Source organism: Streptomyces sp. S.PB5, assembly GCF_030403745.1.
In the GTDB taxonomy this organism is placed as follows: Bacteria; Actinomycetota; Actinomycetes; order Streptomycetales; family Streptomycetaceae; genus Streptomyces.
Genome location: NZ_JAQMWP010000024.1, coordinates 48,552 through 62,929, shown reverse-complemented (window position 1 = coordinate 62,929; position 14,378 = coordinate 48,552). Strand labels below are relative to the sequence as shown.

General features: G+C 67.6%; 12 protein-coding genes and 2 pseudogenes. 8 read left to right on the top strand and 6 right to left on the bottom strand.

The window, feature by feature from the left end; translation table 11 throughout:
- Positions 1-8: 8 nt before the first annotated feature.
- Positions 9-443, bottom strand: a complete 435-nt coding sequence (locus tag PH203_RS42240) for an ester cyclase (RefSeq protein WP_289927424.1) — start codon at positions 441-443, stop codon at positions 9-11.
- Positions 440-1,117 carry an NADPH-dependent F420 reductase gene (locus PH203_RS42235; protein ID WP_289927423.1) on the bottom strand — a complete coding sequence of 226 codons (678 nt, stop codon included), beginning with the start codon at positions 1,115-1,117 and terminating at the stop codon, positions 440-442. Before PH203_RS42235 ends, PH203_RS42240 begins: the two co-directional genes overlap by 4 nt.
- Positions 1,118-1,236: 119 nt before the next feature.
- On the opposite strand from PH203_RS42235, the gene PH203_RS42230 reads away from it, so the two are divergent.
- Positions 1,237-1,821, top strand: coding sequence for a helix-turn-helix domain-containing protein (locus PH203_RS42230; protein ID WP_289927422.1), 585 nt, complete (start codon positions 1,237-1,239; stop codon positions 1,819-1,821).
- Positions 1,822-2,240: 419 nt separating this feature from the next.
- Positions 2,241-2,689, top strand: a pseudogene (locus PH203_RS42225) (transposase); the annotation flags it as partial.
- 159 nt (positions 2,690-2,848) lie between these two features.
- On the opposite strand, the gene PH203_RS42220 reads toward PH203_RS42225, so the two are convergent.
- From PH203_RS42220 to PH203_RS42210, 3 genes are all read right to left on the bottom strand, one after another.
- Positions 2,849-3,859: a terpene synthase family protein gene (locus PH203_RS42220; protein ID WP_289927420.1), complete on the bottom strand. Its 1,011-nt coding sequence runs from the start codon at positions 3,857-3,859 to the stop codon at positions 2,849-2,851.
- Between the two features lie 263 nt (positions 3,860-4,122).
- Entirely contained in the window at positions 4,123-4,413 is a 291-nt protein-coding gene (locus PH203_RS42215) for a hypothetical protein (RefSeq protein ID WP_289927418.1), read from the bottom strand.
- Between the two features lie 1,289 nt (positions 4,414-5,702).
- Positions 5,703-6,200: a GNAT family N-acetyltransferase gene (locus PH203_RS42210; protein WP_289927417.1), complete on the bottom strand. Its 498-nt coding sequence runs from the start codon at positions 6,198-6,200 to the stop codon at positions 5,703-5,705.
- Positions 6,201-6,411: 211 nt separating this feature from the next.
- On the opposite strand from PH203_RS42210, the gene PH203_RS42205 reads away from it, so the two are divergent.
- The 6 genes from PH203_RS42205 to PH203_RS42180 all read left to right on the top strand — a co-directional run bounded on the left by PH203_RS42205 (position 6,412) and on the right by PH203_RS42180 (position 13,084).
- A complete protein-coding gene (locus PH203_RS42205) occupies positions 6,412-7,224 on the top strand; it encodes an SCO2525 family SAM-dependent methyltransferase (RefSeq protein ID WP_289927415.1) in 813 nt (270 codons plus the stop codon).
- 69 nt (positions 7,225-7,293) lie between these two features.
- Complete coding sequence (locus PH203_RS42200) at positions 7,294-9,159, top strand: SCO2524 family protein (protein ID WP_289927413.1); 1,866 nt, start codon at positions 7,294-7,296, stop codon at positions 9,157-9,159.
- Positions 9,156-10,073 carry an SCO2523 family variant P-loop protein gene (locus PH203_RS42195; RefSeq protein ID WP_289927411.1) on the top strand — a complete coding sequence of 306 codons (918 nt, stop codon included), beginning with the start codon at positions 9,156-9,158 and terminating at the stop codon, positions 10,071-10,073. Before PH203_RS42200 ends, PH203_RS42195 begins: the two co-directional genes overlap by 4 nt.
- Positions 10,070-11,035 (top strand): SCO2522 family protein, encoded by a 966-nt coding sequence (locus PH203_RS42190; RefSeq protein ID WP_289927410.1) that lies wholly within the window; start codon positions 10,070-10,072, stop codon positions 11,033-11,035. Before PH203_RS42195 ends, PH203_RS42190 begins: the two co-directional genes overlap by 4 nt.
- Positions 11,032-11,997 (top strand): SCO2521 family protein, encoded by a 966-nt coding sequence (locus PH203_RS42185; RefSeq protein ID WP_289927409.1) that lies wholly within the window; start codon positions 11,032-11,034, stop codon positions 11,995-11,997. The genes PH203_RS42190 and PH203_RS42185 overlap by 4 nt, the downstream gene beginning before the upstream one ends.
- A gap of 16 nt (positions 11,998-12,013) precedes the next feature.
- Complete coding sequence (locus PH203_RS42180) at positions 12,014-13,084, top strand: DUF6879 family protein (protein ID WP_289927407.1); 1,071 nt, start codon at positions 12,014-12,016, stop codon at positions 13,082-13,084.
- A gap of 381 nt (positions 13,085-13,465) precedes the next feature.
- On the opposite strand, the pseudogene PH203_RS42175 reads toward PH203_RS42180, so the two are convergent.
- Positions 13,466-14,375 (bottom strand): annotated as a pseudogene (locus tag PH203_RS42175) (IS3 family transposase); the annotation flags it as partial.
- Between the last annotated feature and the right edge of the window lie 3 nt (positions 14,376-14,378).

Genomic DNA, 14,378 nt, shown 5'->3' with positions numbered 1-14,378 from the left:
GTGCGTGGCTAGGCCTTCATCCGGCCCATCCAGCCGTGCAGGTCCTCAAGGTGCCAGCTGCGTGTGATGCGGCCGTTGTCGATCTCGTGGAACTCGTGGATGGTGATCTCGTCGTACCTGCCGTTCGGGGTGACGCCGAGGAACTCGCTGCGCAGGGTGCCGGCCAGGACGCCGCGTACGGCCACGAGTCCCGAGGAGGCGACGATGTCGTGAATGATCACGCGCGCGTCGGCGAATGCCTCGTGGAAGGCGAAGATGTGCGGCTTCATGCCCGCCGGGCCCGGCGGCTGGTCGGGGATGCTGGGAATGTCCTCCCAGTCGGGTGCCAGCACGTCGTCGAGGAGGTCGGGCTCACCGCCGATCGCCCGGTAGAGGGTTTCGACGAGTCGTCGTTCCTGGTCGGTGGCTCCCAGGACACGGGGCGAGTTGTGCGTGGTGGTCATGGCGTTCCTTGTGTTGCGAGGAGCTTGGCGAGGTGGTCTGCGGACGCGGGCCGGCCGGGCGCGGCGAACATGCCGTCCGGGTCGAGGTAGGCGTGCTGGGCGGGCGTGCCCGGTGCGAACCGGCGGCTCTCGGCCAGGGGGCCCACGTCGAACGTGTCGTAGCCGAGCGAATCGATCAGGGTGGCGACCGTTCTCTTGGCAGCGATGTCGTCGCCGGCGATGGGCAGCGCGCTGCGGTCGGGGGCTCCGGCCGGGCGTCCCAGGGTGGCCAGGTGTCTGAAGAAGATGTTGCTGAATGCCTTGACGATGTGTGAGCCGGGCAGGTGCGTCCGGAGCAGGAGGTGGGCCGGGGTGTCGTCCGCGTCTATCTCGGGGACGCGCCCCTGGCGGGCGGGGTCGTAGTTGAGGGTGTCGATGACGATCTTGCCCTGGAGGGGCTCGGCGGGGACTTGCCGGTAGGCCCTGATCGGAATGGTCACCACGACGAGGTCGCCGGCGACCGCAGCCTCGGCGGGGGTCGCGGCGCGGGCGCGCGGGCCGAGCTGCGTGGCCAGGTCTTGCAGGGTTTCCGGGGCGCGGCTGTTGCTGAGGATGACGTCGTGGCCGGCGTCGATTGCGAGGCGGGCGAGCGTGCTGCCGACGTTGCCGCTGCCGATGAAGCCGATGGTGGTCATGGTCTCCTGCTGGGTCCGGAATAAGCTAAGGGGTGCCTGCACATAATCGAAGGCATGCCTTGACTTTAACGCAGTACCCCCTTCGTTTAGCAAGGCCGGCAGATCAGGAGGAGTTTGTGATGGCCACCAGCGAGCCCGGGAGGGAAGCCGGCACCGGTTTCATCGTGAGCAGGCCCTCGCGCGCCGACGCGCGGCGCAACTTCGATGCCCTGCTCGATGCCGCTCGTGAGGTGTTCGCCGCAGAGGGGGCCAGTGCCTCGCTGGAGGGGATCGCCCGGCGCGCAGGGGTCAACATCGCAACGCTCTACCGCAACTTCCCCACACGCCAGCATCTGTTCGAGACCGTCTACCTGGACGAGGTCGAGGCCCTTGCCCGCATGGCGGCCGAGCTGGAAAGTCTGGAGCCTTGGGACGCTCTGGAGAACTGGCTGCGTCAGTTCGTCAGTTACGCGACCACCAAGAAGGCCATTTACGACGCCATCGCGCACCGCGCGGAGATGTTCGTGAGCGGCCGCGACATGATCCACGCGGCCGGCCGGCCGCTTCTCGAACGCGCCCAGCGCGCCGGTAAGGCCCGCACCGACGTGACTTTCGACGACGTGCTCTTCCTGGTCAACGGCGTCAGTGGAGCGAACTTCGTCCAGGAGGCACAGCGGGACCGCGTGCTCGCCATGGCTCTGGACGGCATCAAAAACAACGGGTGAGGGGCGCGAGCAGGCCTGAGCCGTGCGCCACGCCTCTTTCGCCGATGACCGGTGCCTGCTGCGCTGCCACAGCAGGCGCCGGTACATGTCGTGGTCGTAGCCGCGATCGGCGAGAAGTGCACGGGCTTGGACAGGTCGTCCCAGCAACGGGTGCCCGCGCCGCGTGTAGTGACAGCGTCGGGCACGTGTCTAGTGACGGCGGCGCCATCGCGACCAGCTCAGCACGTGGTCACGGCGTGCAGGGCGGCGGCGGGATTGAGTTGCCGGCAGACGACGGATTCGTGATCTTGCTGGTTGGGACCCGTCCTGGAACGGGTGCGGCCACCGGTGATCATCGGTGTGTGAAGACAGAAGATCAGTGGGTGGCCGCAGGTCACAGCATAGATCCTGCCCGCTGGCGGGAGGCGTTCGAGATCCTGATGAGGCGTATCGCGGGGCGGTTCGTCCGGGTGGAACCCCGGCGCCGGGCACGGGCGTTTGTGCTCGGGTGGTTGTCGGATCTGCCGTGCAAGAACTGCTGGATGCTTGCGGAGCATGCCGGAGACGCGACCCCGTACGGTCTGCAGCACTTGCTGTCGCGGGCCAAGTGGGACGCCGACGCGGTACGCGACGACATCCGCGGCTTCGTCGTGGAGCACCTGCACCACCAGGACGCGGTGCTGGTAGTGGATGAGACCGGCGACCTGAAGAAGGGCGCCGCCACGGTGGGAGTGCAGCGCCAGTACACAGGCACCGCCGGACGCATCGAGAACTCCCAGGTCGCCGTGTCTACCTGGCCTACTCCACCCCGCTCGGGCACGCGGCGATCGAGCGGGGCCTGTATGTCCCGCGCTCCTGGAGCGAGGACACGGCCCGTTGCCGGGCCGCCGGGCAGCGGCACGATGTTCCGCGGGGGAGTTTTGCCCAGATACTCCATCCCCTTGGCCTGATAGATCGTCCCGTAGTGGCCAGGGAAGACCAGCTCGGGGCCGTGGGCGGTGAGGCGTGTCCTGGGCTCCTGTGACCTTCAGCGATAGTTGGCCCGTAGCTACTGCTCATCCAGTGCGTGGAGCCCGAGCATGCCCTCCAGGGCGACTTCCGGCGCGCTGGTGTAGCGGGGAGTCTGCTGGTGATAGTCGAAGTTCGCTCGTACGTACCGGGCGTAGTCCTCTGCCGTCCGCACGGCATCGGCATACGTCTGGCCCTGGATCCCGGCGGTTTCCATCTGGATGGGGAGCTGTTCCATCGCGGTGTGAAACCGTTGCAGGCATGCGGTGAGCATGTCGTTCACGGCATCGACCGCTTGCTCACGCGTGAAGTCCTGGTTGTCCTGAAGGAGCAGCGCCGCGTTGTAGCGATAGCCCACGCGTTCGTCCGAATCGAGCGAGCAGATGTCGTTGTACAGGCCCATGTGCTCTTCGGCGGCGTCCCTGAGGTTCCGGAAGGCGGCCAGCTGTCGCACGCTCTCGGGGAGATCGACACCCGACGCGATCTCACTGATGTCCATGAACATGTAAAGGGCAACTCCGTCTCTGCGGTGTGACCTGTAGGCGTCGATATCCGGCAGGTGCCCTGTCAGGTGCCCCACGGCCTCTCGGTAGTAGGTCCACAGCCACGCCCTCACTTCGGACCGGAACGCCTTCCTCCATCCTTCGGAACGTCCCAGAGACAGCCGCCTCCACAGGTCCGCGAACGCGTCGACGAGGGGACCGTTTCCCACCGCCCGACGGTGCGGATCGAACACCATGTCCAGAGCGGTAACGGTAGCGATGCAGCGAGCGGGGTCAGGGCTCCGGATGTCGAACTCGTCGTCCACGATGAATGCCCAGGCCAGATACTGCGTCAGTAACGCCAGCACGTCCGGCTCGGCCGTCGGACACCACCGTGCGTACATCAATGCTGGTCGGGTTCGTTCGACACGCAGCCGGGCCGCCTCGGTCGGCAGGAGCCCGCAGGTCTCCAGCCAAGCCCACATGGCGGCTTCCGCCTGCGGGGCGTGGGGGTTGGAGCCTGCCGGCGGGAACGGCATGAAGACGTTGCGTAACGGGGGCCTGCTCATGGTGCCTCCTGGGCAGGAGCGACGCGGGTGTCCAGTGGGGTGGATTCGACGCCGCGGACACCAACGTCTACAGGTGGTCGCTGGTCTCTCGCGCTCGGTAGGCCCCTGCGCGCCGTGCTCGGCGGGCTGCCTCTGCCGCAGGCTGCTCGGGAGTGTTCTGCCCGTGACGCACGCCCAATACACCCGCCTCCAGGGGGCTGCCTTACGTGTGCGCCATTAACCCTGGCCAACTATTGCTGCGCATGGCCAACTATCACTGAATGTCACAGCTCTGGATCGCTGTACGCGACGACCCCGCGGACACCTCGTGCGGCAGCCAGCCGGAAGGCGGCGGCCTGGAACCACGTCTCGGCGTTTGCCTGCACCTCGTCGCGCAGCACCAACGGGTTCAACTCCAGCGAGTCGGTGTACGGGGTGAGTTCCCGGAACGCCGAGGTGAGCACGGCCACCTGGGTCGGGATGCCCAGGGCGAGCACGCCGACCGGTTCGACCGTCGGGTGCGCGGTGATGTCGAACAGGCCGTAGGCGAAACGGACGGCGGGCCTTATCTTCACGATGATCTAGTAAGTAGCCATGTCAGAGACGCCCCCGTCCGCATGGCTTGGTCATCGGTATCCAAGGGGTGTTCGGCATTTCAGGCACGTTTGTCATGCCGTTCCGTGCTGAGCGGGCGACGCTGGAGCAAGGCCGTACGGCGTGGGTGATGGTCGTCGTGGACGACTTCGTCCTCCACGACGAGGGCTCGCTCTTCCTCGCAGCGCCGGCAACGCGTACAACACCGAGCGCACGTACGCGGGTCGGACGGCGCTCTATCTCTCGTACTGCGCGTTCCATAGGCTCTCGTGGGCTCAGGTGACCGTGTGGCAGCTGGCCCGGTTCCTGCACTGGCCCGTCGAAGAGCCGCTGCCGTCGAGAGGAGCCGGGCGGACGGCGGCCGGAACGATTCCGCGATACGAACACCGCGAACGCGATCGTCGGCACGGTCTGCGAGTTCCTGACCTTCGGCAGCCGGATGGGCTGGGTCGACCACGAGCTGACCGACCAGCTCACCGAGCCACGGTACTTGCGCTACCTGCCGCCCAGCTTCAACCCGGGCGGGAACAACCAGCACCTCACGGTCCGCTCGCGACAGCCCAAGTTCGCGTCGGTGGACTCCGCGATCGAGTGGCTGACGGTCGACCAGATCGCGCGCCTGGTCGAGGCTACGCGCCACGCTCGGGATCGTTCCTGGTCCTGCTGCTGTGGTGCACGGGCATGCGGATCGGCGAGGCGCTCGGACTGCGGCGGGAGGACATGCACCTGTTGCCCGACGCGCAGGCCTTCGGCTGCCAGGAGAAGGGCCCGCACGTCCACGTACGGCGCCATCTGAACAGCAACGGAGCACGGGCGAAGTCCCGGCGGCCGCGCGCCATCCCGGTGACCAGCGACCTCGTCGGCTGCTACACCGACTACCTGTACGAGCGCGCCGCCGTACCGGCGCTGGAGTTCACCGAGCAGGTTCTGGTCAACCTGTTCCGCGCCCCGCTGGGCCGGGAGGAGTTCACGACGGTCGGCCGACGCGCCTTGGTGCGCTCGCTGCCCGGGTCACGACCACCGTGCTCGGTCAAGCGCGATGGGCTGCGATGTGCCCTGGAAGCCGCGACACTTGGCGCCTGCACCCCGCACTACACGCAGTGGCGCGATCAAATCCGCAGCGGGCACACGCAGTTGGAGCTCGACGACTGGCTCAGGATCCATGCCGCGCCGCCGCCAGGGGGTCGGTGTCCTCGTGTCCTTGCTCGAAGCAGCCCTTCTGCGCTGAAGTGCCGCTGTCGGGGGCTGCCGATCCAGCCGTGCTCGTTCATCAGCCGAATCCCGGTCGGATCAGCCGCAGCCGCATCAGCAGGCGGTCGGCACCCGGGCCGAAGTAGTTCTCGTGCAGGGTGGGTTCGCCGACGAAGCCCAGGTTCTCGTAGAGGAGGATCGCCGTTTTGTTCGCGGGAGCAACGGTGAGGGCGACTTCCCGTACCCCGAGGCCGCGGAGCCTGTGCAGTGCTTCTTCCATCAGCAGGCGGCCGAAACCCTGGCCGCGCTCGTCCGGGGTGATCCCCAGGCCGAGGACCCAGCTGCGGCTCAGGTCGGGTGCGGTTCCGCACAGAACGTAACCCATGAGAGCGGTGCCGTCGTCGAGAACCAGCAGGTGGCCGGGGTAGACGTCGAACATCTGGCGGAGCACGAAGTAGGGGTAGGGCTCCTCGGGAAACGACTCCCGGTCGAGGAGGGACAGCTCTTGGAGATCCTCTTTTCGGGCATGGCGTATTCGGAGGCGCCTTGATGTTCGACGGGAGGGCATCGCGGTCATTTCACCCCCTGGTGTGAAAAGTGAGGTGCTGATTGACCACTTGAGAATGAATCGACTCAGGGTTCGATCAGGATGAGGGTAAGTTGCCGATGCAACAAGCGACTTCAAGGCCAAGTCTGCTTGTCGATATGCTTATTCTCCAGTCGGGATGCGACTGCTCCGCTTACGCTCTGCCTTTGTTCCCTGGTGCTGTCCCGTGTACGCTGGTGCGATGCATTTCCCAGCCCCGGTCGACGCGCCTGTCCGAAATGATCAGGCCCCCTGGAACAAATTCAACAACAAGGCATATGTTGCACAGAATTATCTTGATCTTCTGCCTGCGGATGCAGAGATCCTCTCCATGGTGGGCAGGCACTTCAGCCGTCACTTCGAGAACAGGGGTGCGGGTGCGGGAAGTCCGGTTCTGGGTATTGACATGGGCGCCGGCGGTAACATTTATCCGTCGCTGGCGATGCTTCCGTGGTGCAGAGGGATCACTCTTTTTGAGCGAGCTCCGGAGAACATCGAATATTTGCGCAAGCAGGGCGGCCAAGTGGACCAGAACTGGGATGCCTTCTGGAAAGTGCTGTGCCATGAGAAGGTTTACGCCGATCTGGATTCGAAATGGAAGAGTAAATTCCGCGATGTGGCCCGCGTAGAGCAGGGAAACTTGTTCAAGATGGGGCGGCGGAACTGGCTCGGGTTTCGGAGATCGGCGGGCAAGTACCAGATCGGGACGATGTTCTTCGTGGCCGAATCCATTTCCACCTCGCTGGACGAGTTCCAGCAGGCTGTCGACTGCTTCATGGGTGTTCTCGCGCCCGGTGCCCCCTTCGCCGCCGCGTTCATGGAAGGTTCACGCGGGTACGACGTGGGCAATGAGCGCTTTCCGGCCTGCGATGTCGACAAAGAGCAGGTCGAGAACGCTCTCGCCCCCTACGCGCATGAGCCGGAGATGCTGCGTCTGAGCGGTACGGACCATCTGGTGCGACCTGGCCACACGGGAATGATCCTCGCATGTGGAGTACGCCGTTCCGGGAAATGAACTTCCCCTTCCGTCCGCCGGTGGCACAGAACGAGCGGTGTGCGGGACGACCTGGTTGAAGGGCTGGGAATGGAGATCAAGCCGAGAGCTCATCTGCTCCAGATCTGGGAAGCGATCGCACGGCACTCCTTCGACGGCGGGCGTTTCGCCTGGGGTGACTCCGGCGGGCGCAGCAGCGTCGCGGACGCCGAGCGGTTGCTGAGCCTCATGTATCCGGCCACCGAGATCCCCGAGTTCCGTCTCGACGAGCCGGACACCACCCAGAAGGACGTACAGCGCGCCCTCCGCCTGGCAGGAGGGCGCACCGAGATCCCCGTGGCCCTGATCGCAGCCCTCCGCGAGTTCATGCACAATCACGCGGAGGAGGACGGCACTCCCACCTTCGGCGGCGGCTACTACTTCAGCACCCCCGACCCCGACGCGGACATCACCACCCAGCAGCGGGACCTCGGCGTAGTCGACTCCTACTCCATGTCCGTCACCCTCTGCCTCGCCACACTCGGCTTCCTCGACAAGTTCACCGGCCCCACCGTCCGTTCCGACCTGCGTGAAGCAGTCAAGGACCTCAGGGGAGCGACGAGCAGGCGGCTCACCGCGGCGATGGTCGGTCTGCTGCGGTCCTTCACCGTCAGCGTGTTCGACGCCGACACCACCCAGGGACGGCGGCTGAGCCGGACCCTGGGCCAGCGCAGGCTCTCCGAGCGGGCGGTCCTGCGTCAGTTCCAAGAACGCTTCGAGACCCTGCGCGCCACCATCGGCAACCGCATCACGCTCGGCGTGGACGTCGAGGACGGCCTCAAGGACCCCGGGATGATGTTCGAATGCGGCTGGGCCTGGGGCGTGGTCAAGGACGCACCGCCCGTCACCCGCACCGACAAGGACGGCACGGAGCAGCACATCGGCCGCCAGAGCGTCGGCGTGGCGGACCCCATTCCCTATCTGTACTTCACCGTGGTCGCCCTCGACGGCATCCAGGACCTGTCCTCCGACCGCACTCTCACCCTCGGCCTTCTCGACCAGGAGCAGCAGACACTCGCCGAGGCGCTGCGACTGCGCTGGACCGTCACCCGGGAGTACTGGTCCGCCCTCGCCCGATTCAGCGCCGACCGATGGCCGCTGGAGGACATCCCCTGGCGCGTCACCCACCAGAAGCTCGAATCCGAGTACTTCTCCCTCTCCGTGGCGTCCCTCGTCGTCCACGACCTCGTGCGCAGCCGGGCCGGTGACGAGGACTTCGCCCGCACCGCCGAGGTCCTCACCCGGCTCGCCGAGCGCGGCCGCATCACCAGTCCGCTCACCCGCGACGACTCCGCTCTGGAACTGCACAGCCCCGGAGTCGTCCTGCCCCTCCAGGGCAGCGAGCAACTGGGCCCGCCCCTGGAGTGGACGGTCACCGATTTCTCCGCGCACCTGCTCAAACGCACCATCCAACTCGCCACCTACTCCCGCAGCGCCGCCGTCCAGGACGAACTGCTGGCGCTGGCGGAGGAGACCTTCGACCACCTCTGGCAGCGGCGCATCGCCGACGGCGAGGGCACGGACCTGTGGGACGACGCACAGGCGGTCTTCCCCACCGCACCCAAACGCGAGGGCTCACCCTCCTGGAGCATGACCGAACGCCTCACCGAGTGCATGGTCGCCGCGTACAACTTCTACGACCGCAAGCCCGTCGGCAGCCCCGAACTCGGCTCCTTCGCCACCGCGTTGCTCAGCGAGGCCACCCACCGATTCGGCCGGGAGCAGATGCGGTCCGCCGTCGTCTCCGACAGCGACCACGCCAAGTCCCTGCGCACCATCGAGATCCGGCTCCGCAGGGCACGTGAACTCGTCGGCGACCAACCCGGCACCGCCGGTGCGCTCGCGCTGTCCGTGCTCGGTGAACTCGACACGCTCGCCCAGGCCCGCAGCGCCGCCGCGGGCGAGGTGTGGCGGTGATCGTCTTCGCCGCCTCCGACAAGGGAGGCACCGGCCGCTCCGTCACCAGCGCGAACCTCGCCTACCAGCGAGCCCTCGCCGGTGACCATGTGGCGTACGTCGACTTCGACTTCGGCTCACCCACCGCACCCGCCGTCTTCGACGTCCCCGACATCCTGCGCGGCACGGGCGAGGGCGGCCTGCACTCCTATCTGGAGGGCACCGCCCCCGAACCGGCCCGGGTCGACGTCTGGCGCCGCACCGAACACCCCGTACTGCGGCGCAACACGATCGGAGCCGGACGGCTCGTGCTGCTCCCCGGCGATGTCAGCGGCGGCGAGTTCGTCACGGACGAGGACTCGGTGCAGCGCTGCGTCAACCTCTTCCTGCGCCTGCACGGCGAGTTCGACCTGATCCTGGTCGACCTCAGCGCCGGACGGAGCTACGCCATGGACATGGTCCTGGAAGCCACCGCACGGCCCGAACTGCGCAACGTCCCGCACCGCTGGGTGGTCTTCCACCGCTGGACCCGACAACACGTCATCGCCGCCGCAGGGCTGGTCTACGCCGCTCGCGGCCTGTTGGAGGGCGGAGCCGAACTCGGCCACGACAAGGACGCACTCCGGGCCGTGATCCGCTTCGTCCGGGCCGCCGTACCCGACCCCGACTCCTCGCTGTGGTCGCACGTCTCGCCCGCACAGTCCGCCTGGATGCAGATGTACGACGAACGACTGCGCCGACTCGCCTCCGAACTCGGCGTCGGCGACACGGTGTTGCTCGGCACCGTGCCGCTGGAGCCGATCCTGCAGTGGCGGGAACAGCTGATCACCGAGGAAGAGGTCGTGGCCACCAAGATCGCCAACAAGGAGACGCTGGACGCGCTGGAAGCGATCGCCGGACGCCTCACCGACGACACACACTGGGGGAAGCCGTGACCGACGTCTTCCGGGAGACCACGGCACAGAGCCGCACCACCGCGGTACCGCTCTCCCATCTCTCCCTGGAACTCGGCCACTTGTACATGGAGGACTTGGAAGGCGGCCCGGATCGTCTGCGTGAGCTCTTCACCCGGGTCCGGCCCTGGGCGGACGCGGCCCGCGCCGACACCGCCGCCCGCACCGGCGCCGCCCGGCCACGCATCAGCACCTGCTTCCTCGTAGACGACTACTTCAGCCGCTTCTCCACCCCGGCCGAACTCCTGCCCCTCGTCGTCGACGCGGCCGAGCGGGTCGGCCTCGTCATCGACTATCTGGCTCGCGAATCCGCCTGCGCGGTCGCCGACAAGGTCCCCCTCGCCCAGTCCGTCGCACACCGCCTCGTCGAATCACCGCCCCCGGGCAGCTACGGTGCCCGCCCGCCCGTCAGCGAGTCCGGCTGGCTCGCCAACGGACAGCGCAGCCCCTCGGGGCGATCCCAGGCCATGCGCAGGACGGCCCCCTGGCAGCCGCCCACCGAGACCGCAGCCCGCCGCCACTCCGTCTTCCTGGACGTCGAACTCTGGGACGACGACAAGGACGGCAACCGCACGTGGTCCTGTCCCCTCCTCGCCGCCGTCTGGCAGCTGGCCCGCCTCGGCCTCCTGCGCAACGAAGGCGAACCGGTCCTGCTCCCGCGCCCCGCGAGCCCTCGTGGCCACCCCCGGAGCTGGGACGAACTGCCGCCGCTGACCCAGCTCAACCCCGCCGCCGCCCCCTTCTGTGCCTACCGCACGTGCTCCGTGCTGCCCGCCCGGTTCCTACCCGTCGAACACGCGGTGCGGATCATCCTCGACCAGATCGACGTCGACCAGGGCGCCGTCGAGCAGATCGCCGCCCGGGCGCACGCGGACGGCATCACACCCCCCGACTCGGTGGCCGACCGGGTCTCCTACGTCTTCTGCCCGGAGCCGTCGAGGTGACGGCCTTACCGGACACGCCCCCGGCCCTCCCGGTCCTCGCCTGCGGGGAGATCCGCACCTGTGTGCTGCCCTCGCTGAACCCCTTGGACGCCCGTGCCGCCACCCAGCTGCTGCGGCTGCGCCCGGACGAACGCGTCCTGGTCTCCGAACGCCCCAACCTCTACGTGCGCTCCCCGCAGACCCTCACCGGCGTCGACTGCCGGATGCCCACCTCCAACGGGGCCAAGGTGCGCGTCGTCGGCACTGTCGCCACCCGCGCCGCCCTGACCGAGGGCCGGATCCTGCAGAGCAGCGCCCATGTCCGGGCCCTCGCCCGAGGCCCCGAACGGCGCCGCCCCTGGGGGCACTACCTCATCCATCCCGGAGTGGTTGAACCCCTGGGCCGGCTTCCCGAACACGAGGCGGCCCAAGGCGTCCTCGACGGGGCCGGATACGGCGAACTCGACCTGGGCCTGATCGCGGACGGCGCCCTCACCACCCTGCTCCGGCACCCACTGCTCGACCAGAAGGCCCCCCTGAAGTCCCGCCACACCAGGCTGCGTTGGGCCGCCCGGCAGGCTGAGCCGGGACAGGGACCGGCGATCGAGGAGTTCACCCTCACCGAGGACGACCTGCGCACGGTCCGACTGCGGGTACCCGCCGCCACCGACCCGGCCGCCGTCGCCGCCCTGTGCGAGGACCTGGCACTGCACGACTGGCTTCTCACCACCGTCGTGCGCCTCCTCGATGGCAGACTCGGCCCGGCCGAGGGACCCGACGCGCTGACCGCACTGCGCCCGGCTGTCGAACATCTGATCCACCTGTGGATGCCCGCGGCCCGCGGCGACCACGCGCTTCGGGGACTGTGGAACGTCCTCGAGCAGAACCCCGGATTCACCCGCCAGTGGGACAACCTCGTCCAGCGGATCCGGGACCGCCTTGCCCTGCTCAACGCCTTGACGAGGCAGCCCATAGGCCCTTAACGACGGGGGAGACGACATGAACGGAGCACCAGCGACCACCACTACACCGGCGAACCCGGCACCACCGTCCCCCGCGCCGCCGCGCCGGCGGCCCGACAACAGGGGACTGCGGATCCCGCCAGTCCTCATGAAGACCCTGGTGACTTCCGTGGTCTTCGTCATCGCTCTGCTCGTCACCAGTGCGGTCGACGCGAACCAAGGTGCGGGCGACGTGTGGAACCTGACCGCCTCCATCGTTATCGGCGGCGCGGCCCTCATCGTGCAGTACCTCGTCGACTTCGAGAAACGTCTGGTGGAGATCGAGGGCAGCCAGGCGGAGCTGATCCGCGACGTCAAGGACAACCTGATCAGTCATCATGTCGCCCTCACCACCCTGGTCGACGACCGGTTCCGGCAGATCAACGCGGCGACCGAACTGTTCAGCAACGTCGACCGCTCGGTGCTGCGCTCGGACGCGGTCATCAAACTCGCCCGCCGGGCAACGGAGTGCGGCGAGCTCAACAACGAGACTGTGAAGACCTTCGCCAGCGAGGAGATCGAGCGCCTGGCCGGACTGCTGGAGAACCTCAGCAACCGCAGCGCGGACTGCCTGGGGGAGAACCAGGACTGGCTGATCGACCTGACCCGCTGCATCAAGCACAGCCTCGATGCGACCAGCACCTCCGTCGACCGGCACTTCTGGGGCAGCGAGCCCGCCGCCCGCTATCTGGAGGCACAGAGCGACGCCCTGGCGCGAGGCGTGGAGGTCCGCCGGCTGTTCCTCGTCGACGACGAACAGCACATCGACGCGGAAGTGCTGGCGCTGTGCGCCAACCAACGAGCTCTCGGGCTCGACTCTCGCGTGGTGGCGCTCTCCCAACTGCCGCCCTGGGCACGGCTCGGCACCCAGAGCGACTTCATTATCTTTGACCGGGAACTGAGTTACGAGATCGACCAGGACACCAAGGACGTCAACGCCAAGACGACACTCAACGCCCGCCCCGCCCACGTCGAACACCGACTCAGGCAGTTCACCCGCCTGTGGGACGCCACAACGAGCCTGCCGGACCAGGGCATCCCGCAACCCGGCCCAGCAGGATCGGACTGATACGCACCCCGCCGCGGACAGCTACCGGCGGGCCCGGTCGCGGCCAGGCCGCCGATCCGCTCCGGTGGCCGGATCCCGCCGAGTGGCCGGGGACGCGCGGGGTATCGGCACCCGATTTTCGTACAAGACGGAGACAGAGCCCACAGTGATGGCCGGCTGAACCCCTGCACAGGCTGCGGGGGCTTGATCATGCGGGCGGGGTGTGGTGCCGTGCGCGGGCACGGCTGGCGGGTGGCGCCGGAACCCGATTCCCTAGGCGCCGTCGGTGATGCCCCGCGTGGCCCGTGGAATCATATGGTTTCGCCCGTGCTGTGGGCGACCTGCCCTGGCTGATCTTCCGAGGGATCAGGGGGCTTTCCTCCGGAGCGTGGACACCGTTTGCTATGCGGCAGCGGTCAGCGTAGCCGATGGTTGTTCGAAGGCGATCGGGCTGATCTGGCCGAGCCTTGAGGGCCGCCTTCTCGTGTTGTAGCGGGTGACCTACCGGAACACCGCGAGACGCGCCTCGCGGGCTCCTGGCCAGCGTTTCTTCCCCTGCAGGGTTTCCCTTTTCAAGGTTGTATTGAACGACTCGGCAGCTGCGTTGTCCGCGCTCGTGCCGACCGCACCGCGTGAGCGGGTCACCCCGAGTTCACGGCATACGTTCGCGAACTCCTCCGATGCGTACTGGGCGCCGTTGTCGCTGTGGAAGATCGCTCCGTGAAGGCTCCCGCCCCCGGGTGCGGGCGGCGGCCTTCAGCGCGTCGGTGACGAGTTCGGTGCGCATGTGGTCGGCGATCGACCAGCCCGCCAGCCGTTTCGAGTGCAGGTCCAACACCGTGGCCAGGTAGAGGAATTGGCCGTCGCCGATGGGCAGGTAGGTGATGTCACCGACGTACTTGGTGTTCGGCTCGCTCGCGGTGAAGTCGCGCTGCAGCAGGTCGGGCACCGGGATCGCGGACGGCTCGGGAACGGTGGTGCAGACCTTCTTGCGCAGGTGCACCCCCTGGAGGCTGATCCGGCGCATCACACGTGCGACGCGCTTGTGGTTGACGTCGATTCCGGCGTCCTTTAGCTCGGCGGTGATGCGCGGGATGCCGTAGGTGCCGTCGGGCTCCCTGTGGATCTCCCGGATCCGCCGCGCGAGGCGGGCATCGGAGCGTGCCCGCTCCATGCGGGCCGGGGCGGCCTTCAGCCACCGGTAGAACCCGGACCGGGAGACCTCCAGGACCTGGCGCAGCCGCTTGCCGCCGTAGGCACCGCGATGATCCTCGAGGAACGGGAAACGGCTCACCAGTTGGTCTCGCCGATACTC